Origin of the sequence: Amycolatopsis sp. 2-15 (genome assembly GCF_030285625.1) — a bacterium.
Lineage (GTDB): Bacteria > Actinomycetota > Actinomycetes > Mycobacteriales > Pseudonocardiaceae > Amycolatopsis > Amycolatopsis carbonis.
This window is the reverse complement of record NZ_CP127294.1, coordinates 953,625-979,528: the sequence shown is the minus strand read 5'-3', so window position 1 is coordinate 979,528 and position 25,904 is coordinate 953,625. Positions and strand designations below refer to the sequence as shown.

Below are 25,904 nucleotides of genomic sequence, written 5' to 3'. Positions count from 1 at the left end.
CAGCTCATGCCGTTCCTGGCGCAGATGCCGGATGCCGCCGAGCGGGCCCGCCTGCTCGCGGACGACCCGTGGTGGCTGGTCCTGTTCAAGGCGGTCATCATCCTGCTGATCGGCCCGATCCTCACGATCTTCCTGATCGTGTGGGAGCGCAAGGCGGTCGGCCGGATGCAGAACCGCCCCGGCCCGAACCGGGTCGGTCCCAATGGATATCTGCAGTCGCTGGCCGACGCGATCAAGCTCCCGTTCAAGGAGCAGATCATCCCGGACACCGCCGACCGCAAGGTGTACTTCCTCGCGCCGGTGCTCGCCGCCGTTCCCGCACTGATCGCCCTGTCGGCCATTCCGTTCGGCCCGGTGGTGTCGATCTTCGGCCAGACGACCACGTTGCAGCTGATGGACCTGCCGGTGGGCGTGCTGGTGATCCTCGCGTGCTCGTCGATCGGCGTGTACGGCATCGTGCTCGCCGGCTGGTCCTCGGGCTCGCCGTACCCGCTGCTCGGCGGTCTGCGCTCGGCGGCCCAGGTGATCTCCTACGAGATCGCGATGGGCCTCTCGATCGTCGCGGTGATCCTCTACTCCGGTTCGCTGCAGACGTCGGAGATCGTGGCGCAGCAGGCCCACGGCTGGTACTTCTACATGCTGATCCCGAGCTTCGTGATCTATCTGATCTCGATGGTCGGTGAGACGAACCGCGCGCCGTTCGACCTCCCCGAGGCCGAGTCGGAACTGGTCGGCGGTTTCCACACCGAGTACAGCTCGATGAAGTTCGCGATGTTCTTCCTCGCCGAGTACGTGAACATGGTGATCGTCTCGGCGTTCTGCACCACGCTGTTCCTCGGCGGCTGGCGGTTCCCGTTCGTCGGCGACGATTCGCCGCTGAACCAGAACTGGTGGCCGATGCTCTGGTTCTTCGCGAAGCTGTTCGTGCTGCTGTTCTGCTTCATCTGGCTGCGCGGCACGCTGCCGCGGCTGCGTTACGACCAGTTCATGCGCCTGGGCTGGAAGGTCCTGGTGCCGATCAACCTGGTCTGGATCCTCGTGGTCGTCGCGATCAAGACCATCCAGTGGAGCTGGCCGCAGATCCTCGTCGGCGTCGGCATCGTGCTGGTGGTGCTCGTGCTGATCAGCCTGGCGGTGCCGAACAAGAAGCTGCCGGAAGGCGACTACGTCGACCTCACGGGTGGCGGGTTCCCCGTGCCCCCGCTGGACCTGAAGGTCCCCGAGAGCACTCCGCGCCAGAAGGCGCTGGCCAAGGCGGAGGCGAGGGCGGCCCGGCGCAAGCCGGCGGCCGTCGGCACCGCAGCACAGGAAGGGGCAGAAGATGGCGGCAACTGACTTCCTGAATCCCATCAAGGGTTTCGGCGTCACCTTCGCGATGATGTTCAAGAAGGTCGCCACCGAGGAGTACCCGGAGGCCGGTGCCCCGGCCGCGCCGCGGTACCACGGCCGCCACCAGCTCAACCGCCACCCGGACGGGCTCGAGAAGTGCGTCGGCTGCGAGCTGTGCGCCTGGGCCTGCCCGGCCGACGCGATCTTCGTCGAGGGCGGCAACAACACCGAGGAGGAGCGCTTCTCCCCGGGTGAGCGGTACGGCGCGGACTACCAGATCAACTACCTGCGCTGCATCGGCTGCGGGTTGTGCATCGAGGCCTGCCCCACGCGGTCCCTGACGATGATCAACTTCTACGAGCTCGCCGACGACGACCGCCAGCGGCTCATCTACACCAAGGAAGACCTGCTCGCCCCGCTGCTGCCCGGCATGGAGCAGCCGCCGCACCCGATGCGCCTCGGCGACAACGAGCAGGACTACTACGTCAACGGTCCCGAACTGGCCAAGGCGCAGCAGCAGGAGGCCAAGCAATGATCACGGCCCTTCTGGCGCAGGCGCCGCCCCCCGCTTCGACTTCGGTGTCGGTGGGCGAGGCGATCGCGTTCTGGATCCTCGGCCCGCTCTCGCTGCTCGGCGCGCTCGGGATGATCTTCTCGCGCAACGCCGTGCACTCGGCGCTGTGGCTGGTGCTCACGATGCTGAGCCTGGGCGCGCTGTACATGACGCAGTCGGCGCCGTTCCTCGGGTTCACGCAGATCATCGTCTACACCGGCGCGATCATGATGTTGTTCCTGTTCGTGCTGATGCTGGTCGGCCGCGAGAGCTCCGACTCCGTGGTGGAGGTCCTTCGCGGACAGCGGTTCATGGCCACGGTCCTCGGCATCGGGCTCGCCGCGCTGATCGCCGCCGGTGTGTTCCGCTCGGTGGCGAACGTGACCCCGGCCCCGGCGCTGGATCCGTACGCCGCCAACGGCGGTGGCGCGGGCGGCCTCGGGCGGATCATCTTCACGCAGTACCTCTTCCCGTTCGAGCTCACGTCGGCGCTGCTCATCACCGCCGCGCTCGGCGCGATGGTGCTGGCGTTCACCGACCGCCACAAGAAGGGCGGCAAGCTCCCGCAGCGCGAGCTCGTGAAGCTGCGCTTCCGCGGCGAGCACGACCGCCCGTCGCCGCTGCCCGGCCCGGGTGTGTTCGCCACCGCCAACTCCGTGGCCGTGCCGGCCCTGCTGCCCGACGGCTCGATCGCGCCGGAGTCGCTCTCGGCGATCATCGAGTCCACCTCGGCACTGCAGCTCATGCGCGAGCGCAAGCTCATCGCCGACGAGGGCCCCAAGCCCGACGCCCACGCGCTGGTCGGTGGCGACAGCGTTGCCGCGGGCACCGACGAAGAAGGGGAAGGAAAGTGACCCCGAGCTACTACCTGCTGCTGTCGGCGTTGCTGTTTTCCATCGGCGCCGTGGGCGTCCTGGTCCGCCGCAACGCGATCGTCGTGTTCATGTGCATCGAACTGATGCTGAACGCGGTGAACCTGACCCTGGTCACGTTCGCCCGCATCAACGGCGGGCTCGACGGCCAGGTGATGGCGTTCTTCGTGATGGTCGTGGCCGCCGCCGAAGTCGTGGTCGGCCTGGCGATCATCATGTCGATCTTCCGCACCCGGCGCTCGGCCTCGGTCGACGACACCAACCTGCTGAAGTACTGAGAGGGCTAGTGTGACCGCATCATCGTGGCTGCTGGTGGCCCTTCCGGCCCTCGGAGCCCTGATCCTCCTGCTCGCCGGGAAACGGGCGAAGGCCTGGGGGCACCTGCTCGGCACCGCCACCGTCGCCCTGGCGTTTGTCTACGCAGTGATCCTGTTCTTCTCGACGGCGGGCAACGCGACCGAGAACGTCAACCTGTACTCGTGGATCCCGGCGGGTCAGCTCCAGGTGGACTTCGGGCTGCGCATCGACGCGCTGTCGCTGACGTTCGTCCTGCTGATCACCGGCGTCGGCATGCTGATCCACTTCTACTCGATCGGCTACATGGCCGACGACGAGGGCCGGTATCGATTCTTTGCGTACCTGAACTTGTTCGTCGCCTCGATGCTGATCCTGGTGCTGGGCAACAGCTTCGTGACGCTGTACCTCGGCTGGGAAGGCGTGGGTCTCGCGTCGTACCTGCTCATCGGCTGGTACCAGAACCGCCCGTCCGCGGCCACGGCCGCGAAGAAGGCGTTCCTGATGAACCGCGTCGGTGACGTCGGGCTCGCGCTGGCGATCTTCCTGATGTTCAAGTACACCGGCTCGACCGGGTACACCCAGGTCTTCGAGGGCCTGACCAACGGCCAGATCCCGCCGGGCGCGATCACCGCGATCGCGATCCTGCTGCTGCTGGGCGCTTGCGGTAAGTCGGGCCAGTTCCCGCTGCAGGCCTGGCTGCCCGACGCGATGGAGGGCCCGACCCCGGTCTCGGCCCTCATCCACGCGGCAACCATGGTCACCGCGGGCGTCTACCTGGTCGCTCGCTCCAACGTGATCTTCTCCGCGACGCCGGACGGCCGGCTGGTCGTCACGCTCGTCGGCGCGGTCACGCTGCTGATCGGGTGCATCGTCGGTTGCGCTTACGACGACATCAAGAAGGTGCTCGCGTACTCCACCGTCAGCCAGATCGGCTACATGATGCTGGCGGTCGGCCTCGGCCCGGGCATCTACGCGCTGGGCATCATGCACCTCGTGGCCCACGGCTTCTTCAAGGCCGGGCTCTTCCTCGGGGCCGGGTCGGTCATGCACGGCATGAACGACGAGGTCGACATGCGCAAGTTCGGCGGCCTGGCCAAGAAGATGCCGATCACGTTCGTCACCTTCGGCCTCGGTTACCTCGCGCTGATCGGCTTCCCGTTCCTCGCGGGCTACTACACGAAGGACGCGATCATCGAGGCGGCGTTCGGCCAGGAGGGCTGGCGCGGCTGGGTGTTCGGTCTCGCCGGCATCATCGGCGCCGGGCTCACCGCGTTCTACATGACGCGCCTGATGATGATGACCTTCTTCGGCAAGTCGCGCTGGAAGGAGATCAAGAGCACCGACGGGCGCGACTTCCACCCGCACGAGTCCAAGCCGATCATGTGGATCCCCATGGCGATCCTGGCGATCGGGTCGGTGGGCTCCGGTGCGTTCTTCGCGATCGGCGACCGGTTCGAAAACTGGCTGGCCCCGACCGTCGGCGCGTACCACGAAGCCGAGCACGCCCCGATCTCCGCCGCCGCGATCCCGTGGCTGACCCTCGCGCTCGCCCTGATCGGCGCGCTGCTCGCGGTCTGGATCTTCCGGCCCGGCCGGGACATCCCGGTCGAGCGCCCGCAGCGCGTCTCCTGGGTCGTCCGGGCGGCTCGCAACGACCTGTACGGCAACGCGCTCAACGAGACGCTGGTCGCCCGCCCGGGCACCTGGCTCGCGCGGGCGCTGGTGTACGTCGACAACCGCGGGGTCGACGGGGCGGTCAACGGCCTCGCCGCGGCCCTCGGCGGCGGGTCCGGCCGGCTCAGGCGCCTGCAGACCGGTTTCGTCCGGTCGTACGCGCTGTCCATGCTCGGCGGCACGTTCCTGCTTCTGGCGGCCCTTCTGCTGGTGAGGTTCTCCTGACATGACTTGGCTCCTGGCGCTCATCCTGCTGCCGCTGGTCGGCTCGCTGGTGCTGGCGTTCCTCAAGGGGAACGACCGGGCCGCGATCGCGACCGCGCTCGTCGTGTCCATTGTGGAGTTCCTGCTGATCATCCCGTTCTGGGCGAGCTACTCGCCCTCGGGAGACCGGATCCAGCAGGCCACCACGATGGACTGGATCCCCACCTTCGGCATCCACATCTCGTTCGGCACCGACGGCATCTCGCTGATCATGATCGCGGTGATCGCCCTGCTCGTGCCGATCGTCGTGGGCGCGCTCGGGCTCACCGACAAGCTCCCGGCCGGCCGCAGCGCCGGCGGGTTCCTGTCGCTGATCCTGCTGCAGGAGGCGATCACGATCGGCGTCTTCGCGGCGACCGATGTGTTCCTCTTCTACGTGCTGTTCGAGATCATGCTGATCCCGATGTACTTCCTGATCGGCGGCTACGGCGGCGCGAACCGGCAGTACGCGGCCGTGAAGTTCTTCCTCTACTCGTTCCTCGGCGGCCTGATCATGCTGGCCTCGGCGATCGGCGCGTACTCGCTGGCGTCGGACAAGCTGGGCCACGGCACGTTCGACTGGGCCACGCTGGTCACGGTCGTGCGCGACGCGCCGACGGGCACGCAGATCTGGCTGTTCCTCGGCTTCTTCCTCGCGTTCGCGATCAAGGCGCCACTGGTGCCGTTCCACACCTGGCTACCGGACGCCGCGAGCCAGGCCCCGATCGGCGTCGCGGTGCTGCTGGTGGGTGTGCTGGACAAGGTCGGCACGTTCGGCTTCCTGCGCTACTGCCTGCCGATGTTCCCCGAGGCGAGCAAGGCGCTGGCACCACTGGTGCTGGTGCTCTCGGTGATCGGCGTGATCTACGGGTCGATCCTCGCGGCCGGGCAGAGCGACATGAAGCGGTTCATTGCCTACGTCTCGATCGCCCACTTCGGGTTCATCTCGCTGGGCATCTTCGCCTTCAACGAGCAGGCGATGATCGGCTCGGTGTCGTACATGCTGAACCACAGCCTCTCGACCGGGATGCTGATCGTGGTCATCGGCCTGATCGTGATGCGCGGCGGGTCCACCCGGATCTCCGACTACGGCGGCATGGCGAAGGTGACCCCGCTGCTCGGCGGGATGCTGCTGATCGCCGGTCTGTCCGCGCTGTCGCTGCCGGGCACCAACTCGTTCGTGAGCGAGTTCCTGGTGCTCATCGGGTCCTATGTGGACCAGCCGGTGTACACGATCATCGCGACGGTCGGCATGGTGCTCGCCGCGGCCTACGTGCTGTGGCTCTACCAGCGGATCATGCAGGGCCCGGTGCGCGGTGACGCGCTCATCGGCGTGGGCGGTGGCCCGGGCACGGCGATGGCGCCGGAGCTCGGGGCCAAGAAGGCCATCAAGGACCTCGGCGGGCGGGAGATCGCGATCCTGGCCCCGATGGTCATCCTGATCATCGGACTGGGTTTCTACCCCAAGCCGGTGCTCGACACGATCACCCCGTCGGTGCAGGCGACGCTGTCTGCCGTGCAGGGAGGCAAGTAAACCGTGCTCGACAGTCTCATTGAGCCTGGTCTCTCCCAGGCTCCGTTGACCCAGGTGGCGACACCTTCGGTCGACTACGCGGCCGTGCTGCCGTTGCTGATCATCTTCGGTGTGGCGTGTGTCAGCGTGCTGGTGGAGGCGTTCGCGCCGAAGGCCTCCCGCTGGTACGCGCAGGTCTTCGTGACCGTGATCGCGATCCTCGCGTCCGGAGTCTCGCTGATCATGTACGCCACCCGGACGGCACCGAAGGCGGGCGTGACCACGTTCGCCGGCGCGATCTCGGTGGACCGCCCGTCGCTGTTCCTGTGGGGCACGCTGCTCCTGCTGGGCCTCGGCGCGGTGTTCCTCATCGCCGATCGCAAGGTGGAGCCCGGCGGCGCGTTCGTGGCGCAGGCCGCGATCAGCCCCGGCACCGTGCAGGACCGGGCGCAGGCGGTCGGGACGGTGACGTCGCAGACCGAGGTCTTCCCGCTCACGCTCTTCGCGCTCGGCGGCATGATGGCCTTCACCGCGGCCAACGATCTGCTGACGATGTTCATCGCGCTCGAGGTGCTGAGCCTCCCGCTGTACCTCATGTGCGGCCTGGCGCGGCGGCGCCGGCTCATCTCGCAGGAGTCGGCGGTCAAGTACTTCCTGCTCGGTGCGTTCTCCTCGGCGTTTTTCCTCTACGGCCTCGCGCTGCTCTACGGCTACGCGAACTCCGTGAAGCTCGCTGACATCGCCAACGCGGCGGCCGGCTCGGACCGCTCCGACACGCTGCTGTTCGCGGGCCTCGGCCTGCTCGTGGTGGGGCTGCTGTTCAAGGGCTCGGTCGGCCCGTTCCACACCTGGACGCCGGACGTCTACCAGGGCGCGCCGACCCCGGTCACGGCCTTCATGGCGGCGTGCACGAAGGTCGCCGCGTTCGGCGCCATCCTGCGCGTGCTGTCGGTCGCGTTCTCTTCCACGAGCTGGGAGTGGCGCGGGGTGCTGTGGGCCGTGGCGATCATCTCGATGGTGATCGGCGCGATCCTCGGCCTCACGCAGACCGACGTGAAGCGCATGATCGCGTACTCCTCGATTGCCCACGCGGGCTTCCTGCTCGTCGGCGCGATCGCGATGACCGAGGATGGCCTGTCGAGCACGCTGTTCTATCTGCTCGCCTACGGCTTCACCACGCTCGCCGCGTTCGGCGTGATCAGCCTGGTCCGCGACGCCAGCGGTGAGGCCACGCACCTGTCCGCCTGGGCGGGGCTGGCGAAACGCTCGCCGGTGCTGGCCGGGGTGTTCACGTTCCTGCTGCTGGCGTTGGCCGGTATCCCGTTGACCAGTGGGTTCGTGGGCAAGTTCGTGGTGTTCTCCGCGGCCCTGTCCGACGGCATGGCCCCGCTGGTGGTGATCGCGCTGGTGTTCAGCGCGGTGGCCGCGTTCTTCTACCTGCGGGTGATCGTGCTGATGTACTTCTCCGAGCCGGCGGCCGACGGCCCGACCGTCGCCATCCCGGGCGGCTTCACCACGGCGGCCATCACGCTCGGCGTGGTGGTGACGCTGGTGCTCGGCCTGGTTCCCTCGTTCGCGCTGAGCTGGGCGAGCTCGGGTGGGTTCGCGTCGTAAGGGTTCCTTTTCGAAGGCCGCCACGGGATCTTTCCGTGGCGGCCTTCTGCTTGTCCGGGCCGATAAGCTCAGGCCATGCACATCGAGCGGGTGCGGATCACGGACGTCCTGGGGTTCCGTGGTGCCCGCACGGTGGACCTGAAGCTGCCGGGGCCGGGCTGGACCGTGCTGGCCGGCCGCAACGGGTCGGGCAAGACGACCTTCCTGCGGGCGCTGGCGCAGGCCCTCGTGCAGCCGCCGTTCGCCGAGAGCCTGGTCGCCGAGGGCAGCTCCATCGACGTCGAGGTGGTGGGCGAGAGGCCCGCGTTCTGCGCCGGCTACGGGCCGTTCCGGCGGCTGGCCGGGGCGCGCCCGAGGCGCAGTCGCTGATGCGCGGCGAGTTCGCGCGCGTGGCGAGCCTGTTCAGCGAAGACGCTTCGCTGGCCGAAGGCGTGGCATGGCTGATCAACCAGCACCTGCGCGCGTTGGAGGGCAAGGCGGGTGCGCGGGAGCTGAAGGAGTCCGTGCTGACGTTGCTGGGCGACGGTCTGCTGCCCGACGGCTACCGCGTGCGCGACGTCGATTCCGACGGCCTGTGGGTCTCCTACCGCGGCGACCGGTTCCCGCTGCGCGAGATGAGCGACGGCTACCGGACGGTCACGGCCTTGGTCGTCGACCTGGTGCGTCAGCTCGCCGACGCCGGGCTCGGGGTGGACGCGTCGGGCGTGGTGCTGATCGACGAGGTCGACGCGCACCTGCACGTGTCGTGGCAGAAGCGCATCGGGCCGTGGTTGAAGGCGCATTTCCCGGGGATCCAGTTCGTGGTGAGCACGCACAGCCCGTACGTCTGCCAGGCCGCCGATCCCGGTGGCTTGATCCGCCTGCCGGGGCCGGACGAGCAGGAGCCGCCGCGGGTGGTGTCGGACGAGCTGTACCAGCGCGTGGTCTACGGCAGCGGCGACGACGCCGTGCTGTCGGACCTGTTCGGGCTCGACAGCCCGTACTCGCCGCGGGCCGTGGAGCTGCGTGAGCACCTGGCCGAGCTGGAGCTGCTCGTGGCGACGGGCCAGGCGGACGCCAACGGCGTGCGCGAGTGGGAACAGCTGCGCGACCGCTTGAGCAGCTCACCGCCCAGCCGCGTCGACGACGTCACGCGCCACTTCGACGAAAGGTGATCGCGCTGCGCCGGGTGGCGCTGCCCGCGGCCGTTGCTCTCGAGCTTGCACGGCTGACCTCGCGGATTCCTTCTGGCGACAGCAAAACCGCGCGTCGCTTGTGGACTTCCGCCCGCGGGGCCCGCCGGTCGATCCGCTCGCACCTGGCCGCGATGGCCTCGGGCCGAGGCTACTGCATGTACTGCGGCGACGGCCTGGGGTCCACTGTGGACCACTTCGAACCGGTGGCGCTGGCGCCGCGGCGCGCGTTCGACTGGCTCAACCACCTGCTGGCGTGCGAGTACTGCAACAGCCACCACAAGCGCGACCGGTTTCCGGTGGATTTCGCGGGCCGGCCGTTGCTGATCGACCCGACGGCCGAGGACCCGCTGGAGCACCTGTTCCTGGTGCTGTCCATCGGTACTTACCGCGCCCTGACCGACAAGGGCCGCGCGACGATCGAGGTCTGCGGCCTCAACCGCCCACTGCTGGAACGCGGCCGCGCCGCTGCCGTGGACCAGGTGGCGGCGCTGGTGTTCCACTGGTGGAACGGCGACGCCGAGACCCGCCGCCGCGCCATCTGGACCCTGCGCGACCAGCCCCACGCGGACGTCCTGCACGCCATGCTCCGCCAGGCGCTGCTGCCGGGCGCCCCGCGAATCTTCACGGACGCTTCCCTGCTGGATCTGTTGCGTGATCCTGAGCTTCGGGCTGAATTGTCGGCCGGAACGCCGTGAAGGACGCCTTGGAGTTGCCCAAGGCGCCCTTCACGGACCTTGCGATTACGGCGTGGGGGAGCAGGCCGCGCGGCCGACGGTGACCGAACCCGTGATGCCCGAAGCGGGCAGGAAGTCGATGCGCAGCATGGTGAGGCTGATGCTGCCGTCACCCGGGAGCGTTTGGGTGTTGAACACCGCGTTGGCCAGCACGATGCCGCCCGCCTTCGTGATCGGCTTCGTGTAACCCGCCGGCACCGGCGAGGGCAGGCCGGTGATGCCGGCCAGGCCGCTGAACGTCCAGTTGGCGCTGGTCTGCCGCTGCACCGCGTCGCACGTGACGGTGTAGCTCGCGAGCCGGATACGCGGGCCACCGGCGCTGACCAGGGCGGAGAGCTCGAAGTTCTTGCCGGTGGCCGTCGACTTGGTGCTGGTGGTGTCGTTGTCGGGGTCGACCACCGTCGTCGTGCAGGACGACGTGCCGCCGCCCCAGCTCAGGCCGGTTTTGCTGAGCGAGCCGGCCGAGGCGCTGGTCGGGCCCTCAACCGCGCACGGCGCCAGCGTCGGCACCGTGACCGTCGTCGAGCCCTTGGTGAAGCTCGCCTCACCGAGGTCGGCCACCCCCGCGGGCGTCTGCGCGTGAGCCACCCCGCCGGCCACCACGCTCCCCGCCATCACCACCGCCGCGACGAGCCCCGTCTTCACGTTCTTCAGCATGTCCTGACCTCCCTGCATTCAAGCCGCACGGACCGCGCCGGCGAACTCCCACTGAGTGAATATCCGCGCGCCCGTTTCGCCCGTTGCGCTGCCGGGCGTTGATCACTCGTCCGGGCCGGGGGATCAACCCGTTCGGGGCCCGGGCTTGACTTCTGGGACCGGGTTGCCCTCCGGTGTCATGTTCGTCACCGTTTCCCCTGGACAGCGGGTAAACGGCGTACCGGGGGTAGCCACTACTCTGAAAGTCGGATAACCCGACCGGCGCATGAGAGAGCGGAGCCGACGTGTCTGTGTCTTCACCACCCCCGGGGGCGGGAGCCGCCGCTGCACGGGATGGCGCTGTCGAGGACCTGCGCGCGACCGTCGGGTTGCAGATCGAGGACGAGAAGCTGCTGAGGGCGATCGCCGGTGGGCTGGCGGACGTCGAGGCGATGCTGCGGGACGTCGTGAAGAGCGATGTGCAGGCGGTGCACGACGCGGCGTTGCACCTGGTCGAGGCGGGGGGCAAACGTTTTCGTCCCCTGTTCACGCTGCTGTCGGCGCAGTTCGGGCCGCGCCAGGATGATCACGTGGTCATCGCGGCCGCCGCGGTGGAGCTGGTGCACCTGGCGACGCTGTACCACGACGACGTGATGGACGAGGCGACCATGCGGCGCGGCGCGGAGAGCGTCAACGCGCGCTGGGACAACACCGTCGCGATCCTGACCGGCGACTTCCTCTTCGCCCACGCTTCGCGCCTGGTGGCCGACCTCGGCACGGACGCGGCGCGGATCATTGCCGAGACGTTCGGCGAGCTCGTGACCGGCCAGATGCGCGAGACGGTCGGCCCCGGCCCCGGCGACGACCCCGTGGAGCACTACCTCACCGTCATCGCGCAGAAGACCGGCTCGCTGATCGCGACGTCCGGGCGCTTCGGCGGCATGATGTCGGGCGCCCCGGAGGAGTACATCCAGGCGCTGCGCCGGTTCGGTGACATCATCGGCACCGCGTTCCAGATCTCCGACGACATCATCGACATCGCGTCGCCGTCCGACGAGCTGGGCAAGGCGCAGGGCACGGACCTGCGCGAAGGCGTGCGCACGCTGCCCATGCTCTACGCGCTGGCCGACCCGGACACCGACCCGCGGCTCGTGGAGCTGCTGGCCGGCCCGATCGACGAGGACGACGTGGTCGCCGAGGCCCTGGAGCTGCTGCGCCGCTCGACTGGACTCGAACGCGCGCGCGTCACCCTTTCCGACTACGCTTCGCGAGCACGTGCCGAGCTCGCAGCGCTGCCCGCTTCCCCCGCGCGCGATGCTTGCGAGTCGGTCGCCGACTACCTCGTCGCGCGGACGCACTAAAAGGGGCAGAGAAGATGTCCATTTTCGGACAAGTCTGGCTGTGGAGCCTGTTGGCGTTTTTCGTCGGCGCGCTCGTGGCCTGGTTGGTCCTCGTGTTGCCTGCGCGCAAGCGCATTCGTGAGCTGGAAGAGGCGCTGGCGTCCGCACACGCCGAGAACGCGCGCACCCCGGCCAACGCGGCCGCGCTGGCCGCCGCGTCCGGGCGGACGTCGGTGCTGCCGCCGGTCGACGCTCCCGAAGCTCCGGAACCGGTGGGGTCTCAGGGCTTCACGTCCTTCGCGGAGCCGGACAGCGAGCCGGCGTGGACCCGCGACGAGCGTGAGCACGCGCCGACCGAGCTGATCGCCGCGGCGCCGCCCGCCGGGTTCGACCCGGAGGCGGAGTACGACGCCGAGTACCGCACCGCGCTGGAGCCGGACGCTTCGCCCGAAGCGGACGAGCCGGCCGTGACGTCCTCCGTGGACAGTGGCGACGTGTACCGCGCGGCCGCGACGGAGTACCTCAGCCCGGTCTCGCGCGAGACGGACAGCGGTTACCACCACGCAGTCGAACTCGAGCACGAGGACCACGGCAGCGGCTACCACCGCGCGGTGGAACCGTTCGAGAGCAAGCTCGAACCCTTCGAGAGCTCACTGGAGCCCTCGTCGTTCGACAGCCGGCTTGACCCGCCCGTCGTGCCCGACGAGCCGGTGTCGCTGTTCCAGCCCGCGCCCGCGGCGGAACAGTCCGAATCGGACTGGTTCTCGAAGGAACTCCCGGAGCGCTCGCCCTTCGAGGACGCGCCGGGCGGCGACTACCTCGACGAGCCTGAGTCCACTGAGCACCTGACGCCGGCGCCGGCCGTGGCCCCGGAAGCGGCCGCGGCCGCGGAGGATTCCGAAGAGTCCACAGAGGAACCCCTGGAGCCCGGCGGCCTGCCCAAGCGCCAGCCCCGCGAATCCCCGCGCGGCGGCTTCGACCCGCCGCGGCCGATCCAGCCGTCGATGCGCCCGGTCGAACGCCGCGACCCGGATCTCGCGGGCGCGCACAGCGGTTCGCTGTTCGAGCCGTCGGTACAGCCCAACCAGGTCGCCGCCATGGCCGCCCCGGAACCACCCCCGGCCCGCGACACCGGCGAGGACTCCGTGCCGCCCGGCCCCTTCGGCCCCGGCTCCGCCATGCCCCGCCCCGGCGGCGGCCGCCCGTCGGACGCCTTCACGGTCAAGGCCAGCGTCACAGCTTTGCGGTACTGCACCGAGGAATCGCCGCAGTTCCCGCGCATGGTTGCCGAAGTCTGGTTCCGCACTTCCGCTGACGCCGAACGAGTCGGTTTCAGGCCGTTGAGCTAACCCACTGTCGACAGACCAAAAAGGCCGCTGCCCCGTTGTGGGCAGCGGCCTTCTTGTTGAAACCCTTTAAACGACAGTCCAGGTGTCCTTGCCGCGCAGCAGGCCCTGAAGGTCCGGCTTGCGAGCCGCACGGGCCTCTTCCACCTGAGCCCGAGCACCGTCGTCGTAGGTCGGGCGTTCGACCTGGCGCAGGATGCCCGTGGGGACGTGCGTCAGGTTCTGGTCGCCCAGGCGGGTCAGGGCGAAGGCGTACGACGTGTCGGCGATGGTCGGGTCGTGGACGACCAGGTTGTCCTCGCCGATGTCACTCACCTTGGCGATGTCCAGGCCGCCCCACTCGCCGCGGCGGACGCCGAACTCGCCTTCCGCGCCGAAGCGCAGGGGCTCGCCCGCCTTCAAAGGAATCAGCCGGGAGGCGGCCTCGTCCTTGTCCTTCAGAACGTCGAAGGCGCCGTCGTTGAAGATGGGGCAGTTCTGGTAGATCTCGACGATCGCGGAGCCGCGGTGGCGGGCCGCCGCCTCCAACACCTCGGTGAGGCCCTTGCGGTCGGAGTCCAGCGCGCGGCCCACGAACGACGCCTCAGCGCCGATCGCCAGCGACAGCGGGTTGAACGGCGTGTCCACCGAACCCATCGGGGTCGACTTGGTGACCATGCCCTGGCCCGAGGTCGGCGAGTACTGGCCCTTGGTCAGGCCGTAGATCCGGTTGTTGAACAGCAGGATCTTGATGTTCACGTTGCGGCGCAGCGCATGGATCAGGTGGTTGCCGCCGATGGACAGCGCGTCGCCGTCGCCGGTGACGACCCACACCGACAGGTCCGGGCGCGTGGTGGCCAGGCCGGTCGCGATCGACGGCGCGCGGCCGTGGATCGAGTGCATGCCGTAGGTGTTGAGGTAGTACGGGAAGCGCGACGAGCAGCCGATGCCCGAGATGAACACGATGTTCTCGCGCTTGAGGCCCAGCGTCGGCAGGAACGACTGCACGGCGTTGAGCACCACGTAGTCACCGCAGCCCGGGCACCAGCGCACTTCCTGGTCGGACTTGTAGTCCTTGGCCTTCTGCGGTTCGTCGGTGGTGGGAACGAGGTCCAGACCACCGAGCTGCGGCAGTCCGAGATCGATGGCGGTCACTTGACGCCCTCCGGAACGGTGCTGGTGATGATGTCGGCGAACACGTTCTGCAGCTCTTCGGCCTTGAACGGCAGCCCCGCCACCTTGGTATACGAGTGCACGTCCACCAGGAACTTCCCGCGCAGCAGCAGCGCGAGCTGGCCCAGGTTCATCTCCGGCACCACGACCTTGTCGTAGGCCCGGAGCACGTCGCCCAGGTTCGCGGGCAGCGGGTTGAGGTGACGCAGGTGCGCCTGCGCGATCGGCATGCCCAAATTCCGCACGCGCCGGCAGGCCGCGCCGATCGGGCCGTAGGACGAGCCCCAGCCGAGCGCGAGCACGCGCGCCTTGCCGCCCGACGGGTCGTCGACCACCAGGTCGGGCACGTCGATGCCGTCTACCTTGGCTTGGCGCAGCCGCACCATCTTCTCGTGGTTGTCCGGGTCGTAAGAGATGTGCCCGGTGCGGTCGGCCTTCTCGAGACCGCCGATGCGGTGCTGCAGCCCCGGCGTGCCCGGCACGGCCCACGCGCGCGCCAGTGTCTCCGGGTCGCGCACGTAGGGCCAGAACTCGCCGGAGTCGCTGTCGGAGTTGGGTTCCTGCGCGAACTCCACGCGCAGGTCGGGCAGGTCCGCGACGTCGGGGATGAGCCACGGCTCGGAGCCGTTGGCGATCGCGCCGTCGGACAGCAGCAGCACCGGCGTGCGGTACTTCAGCGCGATCCGCGTGGCCTCCAGCGCCGCGTCGAAGCAGTCGGCGGGCGACAGCGGCGCGACGATCGGCACGGGCGACTCGCCGTTGCGGCCGAACATCGCCTGCAGCAGGTCGGCCTGCTCGGTCTTGGTCGGCAGGCCGGTGGACGGGCCGCCGCGCTGCACGTCGATGACCACGAGCGGCAGCTCCGTCATCACGCCGAGCCCGATGGTCTCCGACTTGAGCGCGATGCCCGGGCCCGACGTCGAGGTCACGCCCAGCGCGCCGCCGTACGAGGCGCCCAGCGCCGCGCCGATGCCGGCGATCTCGTCCTCGGCCTGGAACGTGATGATGCCGAAGTTCTTGTGCTTGGACAGCTCGTGGAGGACGTCCGACGCCGGGGTGATCGGGTAGGTGCCCAGCAGGATCTGCAGCCCGGACTGCTGCCCGGCTGCGACAATTCCGTAGGCGAGCGCCGTGTTGCCGGTGATCTGCCGGTAGGTGCCCTGGTTGAGCTTCGCGGGCGCGACCTCGAACGTCGTGGCGAACGACTCGGTGGTCTCGCCGTAGTTCCAGCCCGCGCGGAAGGCCAGGATGTTGGCCTCGGCGATGTCCGGCTTCTTGGCGAACTTCTCGCGCAGGAACCGCTCGGTGCCCTCGGTCGGCCGGTGGTACATCCACGACAGCAGCCCGAGCGCGAACATGTTCTTGCACCGCTCGGCGTCCTTCTTGCCGAGGCCGGTGTCGGCGAGCGCGCCCTGCGTCAGGGTCGACATGGCGACCCGGTGGACCTGGAAGGCCGACAGCGTGTCGTCGTCGAGCGGGTCGTTGTCGTACCCGACCTTCACGAGGTTGCGCTTGGAGAACTCGTCGGTGTTGAGGATGATCGTGCCGCCCTGCGGGACGTCGCGCAGGTTCGCCTTCAGCGCCGCGGGATTCATCGCCACCAGCACGTCGGGCCGGTCGCCGGGCGTCAGGATGTCATAGTCGGCGAAGTGCACCTGAAACGAGGAGACACCCGGGATCGTGCCTTGTGGCGCGCGGATCTCGGCGGGGAAGTTCGGCATCGTCGACAGGTCGTTGCCGAAGGCCGCGGCCTCGGACGTGAACCGGTCGCCCGTCAGCTGCATGCCGTCGCCCGAGTCACCGGCGAACCGGATGACCACCCGGTCCAGCTTGCTGACTTCGGTCGACCTCGAGCTGGTCAGGGAAGCGCTGCTGTGACCGTTGCCGGCCGCCGTGCTTCCCGGACCGCCGTTCGCACTCGTGCTCATGGGTCAGGGAATCCCTCTCTCCCGACGTGCTGCGACCCCGGGTCGGCCCCCGGGGAAACGCCCGCCCGGCGATGTCGGCTGGATCACCAGGCCTACCCCCGAGGTTACTCGTCGAGGACTCGGGAGTTCCCGAAGTGTGGGGTACCCGGAGTGGAGGCCTTCATCCCGTCACCGGCGGCGGGCGCCCTTTGTTACCTGTAACCGATGGTAACGGGATTTCCAGGGGAACCGCAGTGACGCACGTCTCCCACTGATGGGCCACACAAACCGGATTTCCCGGTCTGTGGCATGGACGATGCCACCGGATGGACTGGTCCCGCACCCGCATCCCGCCATGTGGATAAGTTCATTCGAGTTCCCGATGACGGCCGGGCCGGTTGTCCGGTCCTTCCGGTCAGCTCTGCGGGTTCGGCGGCCGTTCCAGCAGCCGCGACAGGACGACCGTGGAAACGGTGCGGTCGATGATCTCCAGCCCGCGCAGCCGTTCGAGTGCCGTTTCCAGGTGGTGGATGTCGGCGGCGCGCAGGTGCACGATCGCGTCGGCCGCGCCCGAGACCGTGTACGCGGCCACGACCTCCGGCAGTGGTTCGAGCCGCGCGCGGATGCGGGCGGGTGTGACGTTGCCCTGGCAGTGCACCTCCACGAAGGCCTCGGTGCCCCAGCCGAGCGCCTCCGGATCGACGACCGCCGTGAAGCCGCGCAGCACGCCCGTTTCCAGCAGCCGGTCGACGCGGCGCTTGACCGCCGGGGCGGACAACCCGACGACTTTGCCGATCTCGGCGTAGCTGGACCGCGCGTTGGCCACCAGGCAGGAAACGATTCGCTGGTCGATGGTGTTCACACGCAATGTCTAGCAGGTATGTGCGCAGCGAACAGCGATTGATTGCGCGGTTAGGCCGACCTTACCCTTCAACCATGCAGGCAGAGTCTGTGCAGCGAGTGCCCACCACCCGGCGTTACCTGATGTGCCCGCCGCGGTTCTTCGCGGTGGACTACGTGATCAACCCCTGGATGGACCCGACCAAGCCGGTCAGCGCCGACGTCGCGGTGGCGCAGTGGACCGAGCTGCGCGACACCTACCGCCGCCTCGGCCACACCGTCGAGGAGATCGAGCCGCAGCCGGGCCTGCCCGACATGGTGTTCGCGGCGAACTCCGGCACCGTCGTGGACGGGCGCGTGCTCGGCTCGCGCTTCCGGGCGCCGCAGCGCGCGGCCGAGGCCGAGCACTTCCGCCGCTGGTTCGTGGAGCACGGCTACCGCGACCTGACGATGCCCGAGCGCATCAACGAGGCCGAGGGCGACTTCGCCTGGACGGGCAAGCTGCTGCTCGCCGGCACCGGCTTCCGCACCGACCCGGCCGCCCACGCGGAGGCGCAGGAGGTGCTCGGTGTGCCCGTGGTGTCGCTGAGCCTGGTCGACCCGCGCTACTACCACCTCGACACGGCGCTGTTCGTGCTCACCGAAGCGACCGACACCACGCCGGCGCAGATCGCCTACTACCCGGAGGCCTTCTCACCCGGCTCGCAGCGCGTGCTGCGGCGCCTGTTCCCCGACGCCGTGATCGCCACGGCCGCCGACGCCGAGTGCTTCGGCCTCAACGGCGTCTCCGACGGGCGCAACGTCGTGCTGCCCGTGGAGGCCGTCGGGCTGGGTGCGGAGCTGGCTTCTCGTGGCTACGAGCCCGTCTACCTGGACATTTCCGAACTGCGGAAGGCCGGCGGCGGGCCGAAGTGCTGCACTTTGGAGATTCGCAAATAACTTTGTGTAGATAGTGTAACTACTCCATTTGCCAATTCGATTAATCGAGACACAGGAGGTCCGACGCTCCGAACCGGGACGAGGGTGCGATGGTCAACTTCGCCGTGCACGGCATCGGCAGGCCCCAGCGCGCGCTCGATCCGGGCGAAGACGAGCGCTGGATCACGGTGGAGCAGTTCGAGACCTTGCTGGACGTCGTCGCGAAGTGTCCTGAATCGCGGCTGACCTTCGACGACGGCAACGTCTCCGACGTCGAGGTCGCCTTGCCGCGGCTCGCGCAGCGGGGGCTGCGCGGGGAGTTCTTCCCGCTCGCCGGCCGCGTCGGGTCGCGCGGGTTCGTGGACCGCGCCGGGCTGCGTGAGCTCGTCGCGGCCGGGATGGACGTCGGGTCACACGGCTGGGACCGGTTCGGCGCGCGGCGCTTCGAGGAACGCGCGCTGCGACGCGAGCTGGACGCGGCGCCGCGGCTGCTGGGTGAGCTGAGCGGACGCGCGGTGTGCCGCTATTCGTTGTCCGGGCGCCGGGTGGACCGGCGCGTGCTCGGCCGGCTGCGGGCCGCCGGCGCGACGCGCGTGTACGTCGGCTCGGGTCCCGGCGGTTCGGGCGTTCGCGGCGGGGAGTGGCTGCAGCATCGCGTCGAGGTGCATCGGGATCTGGATCGTCGGTGGGCCGAGGGTGTGCTGGTGGGTCGATACGGGCACCGTTGGTCCGGCCGGCTGACGGGGCTGCTCACCTTCTGACCCCTCCTCACCTCTCGCCCGGGCCAAACCACCCCAATGTGGCGTTGGGTGCGCTCAACGCACCGAACGCCGCATTGGGTGCGCTCAACGCACCCAATGCCGCGTTGGGGTGTTCCGGTCGGCGGGAAGCCGTGTGGCGGGGTTTTCCCACGTGGGGCGGTCGGTAGCTGGGGTTTCGTCAATGTCGCCGTACTGGTGGGAAAACCACTGACGGCGAAGGTCTTGTCACCGTGCGCGCCCGGGTGCATCCTGTGCGCTACGCCGTACAAGTAAGGAAACTTTCCTAACTAACAGTTTCTCTTGACTGACAGGGAGCCTCGATGAGGAAGCTGATCCTGTTCGCGACCATGGCGATCGCCGCCGCGGTGATGCCGGCGGCGGTGGCGTCGGCGACGGCGGCGGGTCCGGGTCATACCCAGGTCGCCGCGGCACCGGCCGCCGGGCCGACGGCGGCGCAGCTGCTGGCGAAGACCAACAGCTGCAACCAGATCTCGAACTGCAAGTACAAGACCGACGAGGACGCGGGCGCCAAGACCGTTGCCGTGTGCGACGCCGACGGGGCCGTGTTCTGGAAGGCCGACATGGACATCGACTGCGACGGGCAGCGCACGTCGCAGTGCAACGAGGACACCGACTGCTGCTACCAGGGTGACACGGCGTTCCACCAGAGCGACGGAAAGCCGCTGAATGCCGCAACATTGCCCTACATCGTCGTGCCGAGCTCGTCGGGCACGTGGAACTATTCGTCCTCCGGCCTCAAGGGCGGCGGTTCTTGCGCGGTGATCTACAACGGAAAAGTCGAATACACCGTCATCGGTGACACCGGGCCGACCGGGATCATCGGCGAGGCTTCATACGCGACGGCCAAGGATCTCGGCATCAACCCCGACCCGTCCAACGGCGGCACCGACTCCGGCGTGACCTACATCTGCTTCAAGAACTCGAAGGTCTCGCCGATCGAGAACCACGGCACGGCCACGAGCACCGGACAGAACCTCGCCGGCACGTTCGTGAACAACAACTGAACCTGACGGACAACGGCGCCGGGGAGGCTTTGTCGAGCTTCCCCGGCGCTTCGTCGCTTCTTGGCCGAAATCGCTCAACCGCAACGAAAAATGTTGTCGAGACCACTACGTGAGGCCGAAACAGCACAAAATCGATACGCAAATCCGGTTGTCATTTCTCCACTGGCCTGAACGGGTAACGAACCACGTCCGCGCGCCGACCAAAGGATCAGCGAATGCGGGCGGAGGTGCAAGCGTGAGGATCAGTGTCTTCGGGCTGGGGTACGTGGGGTGTGTGTCCGCGGCCTGTCTGGCGGGCAACGGGCACGAGGTCGTCGGGGTCGACGTGAACCCGGTGAAGGTCGACTTGGTGACGCGCGGCAACGCGCCGGTGGTCGAGGAACGCATCGGTGAGCTGACGGCCGAGGTGGTGGCGTCGGGGGCGCTGCGCGCGACCACCGACGTGGCCGAGGCGGTGGCGGCGACCGACGTGTCGCTGATCTGCGTGGGCACGCCTTCGGCGCCCAACGGCAGCCTGTCCACCGAGTACCTCGAACGCGTGGCCGACGAGATCGGCGAAGCGTTGGCACAGAAAGCTGTGACATCCAAAGAGCGCCGGCACACGGTGGTCTTCCGGAGCACCATGCTGCCGGGCACTTGTCTCGACCTGCTGGTGCCGATCCTGGAGAAGTCCAGCGGTCGCACCGCGGGTGTCGATTTCGGCGTGGCGGTGAACCCGGAGTTCCTGCGCGAGGGCACCAGCGTGCGCGACTTCTTCGACCCGCCCAAGACCGTGATCGGCGAGCTCGACAGCGCCAGCGGCGACATCGTGGCCGAGCTCTACACGGGCCTGCCCGGCGACGTCTTCCGCGTGCCGATCCCGGTGGCGGAGATGACCAAGTACGCCGACAACGCCTTCCACGGCTTGAAGATCGGCTTCGCCAACGAGCTCGGCGCCGTCTGCCGCGCGCTGGGGCTCGATTCGCACAAGGTGATGGACGTCTTCCTCGCCGACCGCAAGCTCAACGTGAGCCCGGCGTACCTGCGCCCGGGCTTCGCGTTCGGCGGTTCCTGCCTGCCGAAGGACCTGCGCGGATTGGTCTACGCCGCGCGCCGCGCCGACGTGTCGGTGCCGATCCTCGAGCACGTGCTGCCGTCGAACGAAGATCACCTGCAGCGCGCGTTCGACCTCGTCGCGCGCACCGGCAAGCGCAAGGTGGGCCTGTTCGGTCTGTCGTTCAAGCCGGGCACCGACGACCTGCGTGAGAGCCCACTCGTCGAGCTGGCCGAGCGGCTGCTGGGCAAGGGCTTCGACCTCAAGATCTACGACGCCAACGTGAGCCTTTCGCGCCTCATGGGCGCCAACCGCGAGTACATCGAGAGCCGGCTGCCGCACCTCGGCTCGCTGCTCGCGGGTTCGGTCGAAGAGGTGCTGGAGCACGCCGAGGTGTGCCTCGTCGGCACCGCCGACCCGGCCGTGCTGGCCGCTCTTCCCCACGGTGGCGAGCAGACGCTCGTCGACCTCGTCCGCCTCCCCGACGCCGAAGCGCGCCGGGCCGAAGAGGGATACGTCGGCCTTGCCTGGTGACAAGAAAAAAGCCCTGATCCTGGTCGAGAACCTCTCGGTCCCGTTCGACCGCCGCGTGTGGCAGGAGTGCCAGACGCTGCGCGACGCCGGCTGGGAGGTGCACGTGATCTGCCCGCAGGGCACGAAACGCGACACCGAACCCGAAGCCGTCGTCGACGAGGTGCACATCCACCGCTACCCGCTCAAGGCGGCGACCGGCGGCCCCGCGGGTTACCTGCAGGAGTACGGCTCCGCCGTCTGGCACACGTTCCGGCTGGCCCGCAAGGTCGGCCCGGTCGACGTGGTCCACGCCTGCAACCCGCCGGACCTGCTGTTCCTCGTGGCGCGGATGCTCAAGCGCCAGGGCGCGAAGTTCATCTTCGACCAGCACGACCTCGTGCCGGAGCTGTACTTGTCTCGCTTCGACCGCGGCCAGGACCTGCTCTACCGCGGCGTCTGCGCGCTCGAGCGCTCCACCTACCGCGCGGCCGACGTCGTGATCGCCACCAACGAGAGCTACCGCCAGGTCGCCCTCATCCGCGGCGGCAAGCGGCCCGAGGACGTGTTCGTGGTCCGCAGCGCGCCCGTGGTCGAGCGCTTCCACGAGGTGCCGGCGGAGCCGGAGCTCAAACGCGGCAAGCCGCACCTGCTCTGCTACCTCGGCGTGATGGGGCCGCAGGACGGCGTGGACTACGCGTTGCGCGCGCTGGCTTCCCTGCGTGACGAGATCGGCCGCGACGACTGGCACGCCGTGTTCGTGGGCGCCGGCGACGCGTTCGACGACGTGGTGGCGCTGTCGAAGGAGCTGGGCCTGGAAAACCAGGTCGAGTTCACCGGTCGCGTGTCCGACGCCGACCTGCTGCGTTATCTGTCCGCGGCCGACGTGTGCCTTTCACCCGATCCGCTCAACCCGCTCAACGACGTGTCCACCATGAACAAGATCATGGAGTACATGGCGATGAGCAAGCCCATCGTCTCGTTCGAGCTGCGGGAGGCCCGGGTTTCCGCGGGCGACGCCGCGCTCTACGCCCCGGCCAACGACGTGACCGAGTTCGCGAAGCTCGTCGCCGTGCTGCTCGGCGATCCCGACGAGCGCGTCCGGATGGGCGAACTCGGCAAGGCGCGGGTCAGCGGGCCGCTGGCCTGGGCGAACTCGCAGAAAGCGCTGCTCGCCGCGTACGAGCGGGCTGTGCGCTGAGCCCGCGTGCTTGATCGCGGTTTGAACAAGGTTCGTGCGTTCGGTGTAACCAACGCCTCCAGTACGACGACGGGGTCAGTGACCGGTACGCCACTTTCGGAGGGGAGACCCCGGTTTTGAGTGACGACACGGTACGACTTTCGATGGTGGGACAGGTTCTGCGCAGACGCTGGAGGGCGCTGCTGATCCTGGTGGTCGTGGGGGCGGGCGTCGGTGCGGGGGCTTCTGCCGTGCTTTCGCCCGGGTACGAGACCACGGCGAGCGTGCTGCTGCAGGGCCCGCGCCAGGCCGACGAGCTGCTGACGCAGGCCCAGGTGGCCACCAGCTCGGTGGTCCTGGACCGTGCGGCCGCGGCGCTCGGCATGCGTGAGTCCGGTCCGGACCTCCAGAAAAAGGTCACGGCCTCGGTGGCGCAGGGCAACGTCGTGGCGATCACCGCGAGCAGCGACAGCCCGGAGCACGCGCAGCAGCTGGCCGATCAGGTGGCGAAGGAGTTCGTGAAGTACTCCACGCAGCTGCTCTCCAATTCGGCGGGCTCGTCGGCCCAGCTCGCGCAGGAGCAGCGGGAGGCGCTGCGCCAGCAGGTGGCGCAGACCAACCAGCGCATCCTCGACCTGTCCCGTTCGGTGACCGACGGCCAGACGGTGGAGGGCGTGCAGGTCCGCACGGAGCTGCAGGGGTTGCGCACCTCGATCGAGCAGGCGATGAACAACCTCGACGCGGCCGACGCGGCCACGGGCGCCGGCAACATGGTCGTGATGGGGCCGTCGGAGAAGCCGACCTCGCAGGCTCCGCCCACGTTGCCGCAGCTCGCCGGGGGCGGCGCGATCCTGTTCTTCCTCATCGGCCTGCTCAGCTACCTCTTCGGGGCGCGCAGCGACCGCCGGCCGCGCAGCGAGACGGAGATCGGCTCGGCGCTGGGCGCGCCGGTGCTGGCGAGCGTCGACGTGCCGGAGACCGGTGAGCGCGAGAGCGTCGGCGGCTTCCGGGGCGTGCTGCGCCGGATCACGGGCAGCGACAAGCCGTGGAACCTGCCGGAGGTGCCGGCTTCGGCCGACGCGTCCAGCCGCGAGGTGCGATACCGCCGGGTGTTCGCCCGGCTGGGCACCGACCGCGACGGCGTGCTGCGGCTGCTCGTGCTTGTCGCCGCCGGCGACAGCGCGGCCCGGCGCGCGGCGGCGCAGTTCGCGAAGGTCGCCGAGACCGAGCGCGTGCGGGTGGAGCTGACGACCACGGAGGTCACCGTGGGCTCCGATGTGCAGCCGACCGTGCCCGACGGCACCGCCGGCGTGCTCGTGGTGCTTTCGGTCGGCAGCCGCAGCGCGTGGGAGCTCGTGACGATCGCCGAGGCGTGTGCCGACGCGGGCCACGAGGTGCTCGGCGCCGTGCTCACGCGTCAGGTCCGCGTCACCGGGAAACCGCGCAGAGAACCCGCCTCGGCGGATCCACCCCAGGTCCCGGTGGACCGTGACGTGATGGCAGGTTCGTCGTGACCAGTTCGCAGAGCTCCTCGCCGCCGCTGATCGACTTCCAGCGGCTCGTCGTCGCCGTGCGCCGGCACCGCCGGCTGTGGGTCACCTTCGCGTTGCTGGGCCTCGTGGTCGGCGGCGCGGTGGCCGTGCTGCTGCCGGCCCCGCCGACCGCGGTCACCAAGGTGATCGTGATCCACCCGGACGACTCGCCGACCGACAGCGGCACGCTGATGCGCACCGACGTTGCCGTGCTGGAGACCGCGAAGATCGCGTCGGCCGCGCTGCAGAAGGCGCACAGCACCGAGGCAACTGAAGACTTCCTGAAGGACTACGCCGGCCTCGGCCTGACCAACAACGTCATGCAGGTGACGGTCACGGCCAAGACCAAGGAAGACGCCGTGGCCAAGGCGAAGGCGCTCGCCGACGTCTTCATCGACGACCACGTGAAGCGCAACCAGGCCGCAGCGACCGCGCAGGCCAAGGCGCTGACCGATCAGCGCACGCAGGCGCAGCAGCAGCTGGCGCAGATCGACACGCAGGCCGCCACCGAGGCGGACAAGGGCAGCCGGGCCAACGCGGGCACGCTGGAGCAGCTGTACACCCAGCGCGCGGACCTCGTGTCGAAGATCGCCGACCTGCAGAACCAGGCGCAGGAGGCGGGCATCGGCACGCCGCAGGTGTCCGCGGGCACGCAGATCGTGGACGCGCCGGCGATCCAGAAGGTGTCGTTCCTCAAGACGGCCGCCACCAACGGCGCCATCGGCTTCGCGCTGGGGCTCGCCCTCGGGCTGGCCCTGGCGGTGGTCACCGCGCTCGTGCGCGACCGGCCAGTGCTGCGGCGCGAGGTCTCCGAGCACCTCGGTGCGTCGGTGATCGCGCAGCTGCCGTCGAAGCTGCGTGGCCCGAAACGCTTGTGGGCAAAGTCGAAGCCGGTGGTGGAACGCAAGCGCGTGGCCGTGACGCTCGTGCGGGCGGCCCGGGGCGAACGCGGGCCGCTGTCGTTGCTGGAGCTCGGCGCGCCCGGCGTGGCCGCGGGGCTCGCGGTGGACATGGCGGCGGAGCTGGCGGAGGACGGGCCGGTCGTGGTGATCGACGACCTTCCGGGCCACGACGCGAAGCTGCTGACCGCGGCCGGCGATGTGAAGGTGGTCGAGGTCGGGGACCCGTCGATCAAGCGCGCGGTCTACCGGCTCGGCGTCGGCACGGTCGCACCCGGCACGGCGTGGACGGACCTGGGATACCTCGGCACGGAGACGGTGCTGGTCGTGCGCTCGGGCCACGCGAACACGTTGTGGCTGCACACCGTGGCCCGGCAGCTCGCCGACTGCGGCATCCCGATCCTGGGTGTGGTGCTCGTCGACCCGGACCCGAAGGACCAGACCGACGGGACGCTGTGGGACGGCCTGCACACCGCGTTGCGCGGGCGCGCGTCCGTGGTCGCGGCGAAGCAGACCGAGCGCCCCGATGCGGGATTGGGGCCGGTTGAGCCGCCGCGGAAGTTCGTCGAGCAGGAGCCCGAGCGGCCGATCGACTGGCCGGTGGAGCACGCCGGCGAGAGGACGGTCGAGAGCCCGGTGGCCAAGCCGGTTGAGGCAAAGCGCGACCACCTCGATGCGCCGACGCGCCGGCTGAGCCCGGTGCCGCGCAAGCCCGAAGAGCGCGCGCCGGAACAGCGCAAGTCCGAACCCGGTGACTCCGAGATGCCGACCAAGAAGTTTGCGCCCGTCCAGTCCGGTCCGGAAAGCTAGAGAGGGTCACG

23 protein-coding genes are annotated in these 25,904 nt (G+C 69.1%); 19 read left to right on the top strand and 4 right to left on the bottom strand.

What is annotated here, in order from left to right; translation table 11 throughout:
- The first annotated feature begins 6 nt into the window (after positions 1-6).
- From nuoH to QRX50_RS04725, 10 genes are all read left to right on the top strand, one after another.
- On the top strand, positions 7-1,335 hold the full coding sequence (nuoH, locus tag QRX50_RS04770) for an NADH-quinone oxidoreductase subunit NuoH (RefSeq protein WP_220247329.1): 1,329 nt from the start codon (positions 7-9) through the stop codon (positions 1,333-1,335).
- Positions 1,322-1,864, top strand: coding sequence for an NADH-quinone oxidoreductase subunit NuoI (nuoI, locus tag QRX50_RS04765; protein WP_285970751.1), 543 nt, complete (start codon positions 1,322-1,324; stop codon positions 1,862-1,864). The genes nuoH and nuoI overlap by 14 nt, the downstream gene beginning before the upstream one ends.
- A complete protein-coding gene (locus QRX50_RS04760) occupies positions 1,861-2,736 on the top strand; it encodes an NADH-quinone oxidoreductase subunit J (protein WP_285970750.1) in 876 nt (291 codons plus the stop codon). The genes nuoI and QRX50_RS04760 overlap by 4 nt, the downstream gene beginning before the upstream one ends.
- Positions 2,733-3,032, top strand: coding sequence for an NADH-quinone oxidoreductase subunit NuoK (gene nuoK, locus QRX50_RS04755; protein WP_204091781.1), 300 nt, complete (start codon positions 2,733-2,735; stop codon positions 3,030-3,032). The genes QRX50_RS04760 and nuoK overlap by 4 nt, the downstream gene beginning before the upstream one ends.
- A 10-nt stretch (positions 3,033-3,042) precedes the next feature.
- Complete coding sequence (gene nuoL / locus QRX50_RS04750) at positions 3,043-4,950, top strand: NADH-quinone oxidoreductase subunit L (protein WP_285970749.1); 1,908 nt, start codon at positions 3,043-3,045, stop codon at positions 4,948-4,950.
- A 1-nt stretch (position 4,951) separates the two neighbouring features.
- Entirely contained in the window at positions 4,952-6,502 is a 1,551-nt protein-coding gene (locus QRX50_RS04745) for an NADH-quinone oxidoreductase subunit M (RefSeq protein WP_285970748.1), read from the top strand.
- Positions 6,503-6,520: 18 nt separating this feature from the next.
- A complete protein-coding gene (nuoN, locus tag QRX50_RS04740; protein WP_434533320.1) occupies positions 6,521-8,095 on the top strand; it encodes an NADH-quinone oxidoreductase subunit NuoN in 1,575 nt (524 codons plus the stop codon).
- A gap of 75 nt (positions 8,096-8,170) precedes the next feature.
- Positions 8,171-8,464: an AAA family ATPase gene (locus QRX50_RS04735; protein ID WP_285970746.1), complete on the top strand. Its 294-nt coding sequence runs from the start codon at positions 8,171-8,173 to the stop codon at positions 8,462-8,464.
- Complete coding sequence (locus QRX50_RS04730) at positions 8,464-9,249, top strand: AAA family ATPase (protein WP_285970745.1); 786 nt, start codon at positions 8,464-8,466, stop codon at positions 9,247-9,249. Before QRX50_RS04735 ends, QRX50_RS04730 begins: the two co-directional genes overlap by 1 nt.
- Before the next feature lie 152 nt (positions 9,250-9,401).
- Positions 9,402-9,965: an HNH endonuclease gene (locus QRX50_RS04725; protein WP_285970744.1), complete on the top strand. Its 564-nt coding sequence runs from the start codon at positions 9,402-9,404 to the stop codon at positions 9,963-9,965.
- Between the two features lie 45 nt (positions 9,966-10,010).
- Here the strand turns inward: QRX50_RS04725 and QRX50_RS04720 are convergent, their stop codons facing one another.
- Positions 10,011-10,661, bottom strand: a complete 651-nt coding sequence (locus tag QRX50_RS04720; RefSeq protein ID WP_285970743.1) for a hypothetical protein — start codon at positions 10,659-10,661, stop codon at positions 10,011-10,013.
- 290 nt (positions 10,662-10,951) lie between these two features.
- Between QRX50_RS04720 and QRX50_RS04715 the strand changes: the two genes are divergently transcribed.
- Positions 10,952-12,001, top strand: coding sequence for a polyprenyl synthetase family protein (locus QRX50_RS04715; protein WP_285974360.1), 1,050 nt, complete (start codon positions 10,952-10,954; stop codon positions 11,999-12,001).
- A 14-nt stretch (positions 12,002-12,015) separates the two neighbouring features.
- Positions 12,016-13,329 (top strand): LapA family protein, encoded by a 1,314-nt coding sequence (locus QRX50_RS04710; protein ID WP_285970742.1) that lies wholly within the window; start codon positions 12,016-12,018, stop codon positions 13,327-13,329.
- Between the two features lie 66 nt (positions 13,330-13,395).
- Here the strand turns inward: QRX50_RS04710 and QRX50_RS04705 are convergent, their stop codons facing one another.
- The 3 genes from QRX50_RS04705 to QRX50_RS04695 form a co-directional block, all read right to left on the bottom strand.
- Complete coding sequence (locus QRX50_RS04705; RefSeq protein ID WP_285970741.1) at positions 13,396-14,460, bottom strand: 2-oxoacid:ferredoxin oxidoreductase subunit beta; 1,065 nt, start codon at positions 14,458-14,460, stop codon at positions 13,396-13,398.
- The gene (locus QRX50_RS04700) at positions 14,457-16,406 is read right to left on the bottom strand and encodes a 2-oxoacid:acceptor oxidoreductase subunit alpha (RefSeq protein ID WP_285970740.1); all 1,950 of its coding nucleotides are present in this window, start codon (positions 16,404-16,406) and stop codon (positions 14,457-14,459) included. Before QRX50_RS04700 ends, QRX50_RS04705 begins: the two co-directional genes overlap by 4 nt.
- Positions 16,407-16,800: 394 nt before the next feature.
- A complete protein-coding gene (locus QRX50_RS04695; RefSeq protein ID WP_220245995.1) occupies positions 16,801-17,247 on the bottom strand; it encodes an Lrp/AsnC family transcriptional regulator in 447 nt (148 codons plus the stop codon).
- A gap of 122 nt (positions 17,248-17,369) precedes the next feature.
- On the opposite strand from QRX50_RS04695, the gene ddaH reads away from it, so the two are divergent.
- The 7 genes from ddaH (at position 17,370) to QRX50_RS04660 (ending at position 25,893) form a co-directional block, all read left to right on the top strand.
- Entirely contained in the window at positions 17,370-18,164 is a 795-nt protein-coding gene (gene ddaH, locus QRX50_RS04690; protein WP_285974359.1) for a dimethylargininase, read from the top strand.
- Between the two features lie 89 nt (positions 18,165-18,253).
- The gene (locus QRX50_RS04685) at positions 18,254-18,904 is read left to right on the top strand and encodes a polysaccharide deacetylase family protein (protein WP_285970739.1); all 651 of its coding nucleotides are present in this window, start codon (positions 18,254-18,256) and stop codon (positions 18,902-18,904) included.
- 320 nt (positions 18,905-19,224) lie between these two features.
- Positions 19,225-19,929 carry a glycoside hydrolase family 75 protein gene (locus QRX50_RS04680; protein WP_285970738.1) on the top strand — a complete coding sequence of 235 codons (705 nt, stop codon included), beginning with the start codon at positions 19,225-19,227 and terminating at the stop codon, positions 19,927-19,929.
- Positions 19,930-20,164: 235 nt separating this feature from the next.
- Entirely contained in the window at positions 20,165-21,496 is a 1,332-nt protein-coding gene (locus QRX50_RS04675) for a nucleotide sugar dehydrogenase (protein ID WP_285970737.1), read from the top strand.
- The gene (locus QRX50_RS04670; protein WP_285970736.1) at positions 21,486-22,673 is read left to right on the top strand and encodes a glycosyltransferase family 4 protein; all 1,188 of its coding nucleotides are present in this window, start codon (positions 21,486-21,488) and stop codon (positions 22,671-22,673) included. The genes QRX50_RS04675 and QRX50_RS04670 overlap by 11 nt, the downstream gene beginning before the upstream one ends.
- Before the next feature lie 143 nt (positions 22,674-22,816).
- On the top strand, positions 22,817-24,166 hold the full coding sequence (locus QRX50_RS04665; RefSeq protein ID WP_285970735.1) for a YveK family protein: 1,350 nt from the start codon (positions 22,817-22,819) through the stop codon (positions 24,164-24,166).
- Positions 24,163-25,893: a Wzz/FepE/Etk N-terminal domain-containing protein gene (locus QRX50_RS04660; protein WP_285970734.1), complete on the top strand. Its 1,731-nt coding sequence runs from the start codon at positions 24,163-24,165 to the stop codon at positions 25,891-25,893. Before QRX50_RS04665 ends, QRX50_RS04660 begins: the two co-directional genes overlap by 4 nt.
- The last annotated feature ends 11 nt before the right edge of the window (positions 25,894-25,904 follow it).

Bases quoted from the DNA above. Each gene is read 5' to 3' on its own strand.
- nuoI (WP_285970751.1), top strand. From the start codon at position 1,322: ATGGCGGCAACTGACTTCCTGAATCCCATCAAGGGTTTCGGCGTCACC.
- QRX50_RS04700 (WP_285970740.1), bottom strand. From the start codon at position 16,406: ATGAGCACGAGTGCGAACGGCGGTCCGGGAAGCACGGCGGCCGGCAAC.
- QRX50_RS04730 (WP_285970745.1), top strand. From the start codon at position 8,464: ATGCGCGGCGAGTTCGCGCGCGTGGCGAGCCTGTTCAGCGAAGACGCT.
- ddaH (WP_285974359.1), top strand. From the start codon at position 17,370: ATGTGCCCGCCGCGGTTCTTCGCGGTGGACTACGTGATCAACCCCTGG.
- QRX50_RS04725 (WP_285970744.1), top strand. From the start codon at position 9,402: ATGGCCTCGGGCCGAGGCTACTGCATGTACTGCGGCGACGGCCTGGGG.
- QRX50_RS04735 (WP_285970746.1), top strand. From the start codon at position 8,171: ATGCACATCGAGCGGGTGCGGATCACGGACGTCCTGGGGTTCCGTGGT.
- QRX50_RS04685 (WP_285970739.1), top strand. From the start codon at position 18,254: ATGGTCAACTTCGCCGTGCACGGCATCGGCAGGCCCCAGCGCGCGCTC.
- QRX50_RS04760 (WP_285970750.1), top strand. From the start codon at position 1,861: ATGATCACGGCCCTTCTGGCGCAGGCGCCGCCCCCCGCTTCGACTTCG.
- QRX50_RS04745 (WP_285970748.1), top strand. From the start codon at position 4,952: ATGACTTGGCTCCTGGCGCTCATCCTGCTGCCGCTGGTCGGCTCGCTG.
- QRX50_RS04665 (WP_285970735.1), top strand. From the start codon at position 22,817: ATGGTGGGACAGGTTCTGCGCAGACGCTGGAGGGCGCTGCTGATCCTG.
- QRX50_RS04680 (WP_285970738.1), top strand. From the start codon at position 19,225: ATGAGGAAGCTGATCCTGTTCGCGACCATGGCGATCGCCGCCGCGGTG.
- QRX50_RS04720 (WP_285970743.1), bottom strand. From the start codon at position 10,661: ATGCTGAAGAACGTGAAGACGGGGCTCGTCGCGGCGGTGGTGATGGCG.
- nuoH (WP_220247329.1), top strand. From the start codon at position 7: ATGCCGTTCCTGGCGCAGATGCCGGATGCCGCCGAGCGGGCCCGCCTG.
- QRX50_RS04710 (WP_285970742.1), top strand. From the start codon at position 12,016: ATGTCCATTTTCGGACAAGTCTGGCTGTGGAGCCTGTTGGCGTTTTTC.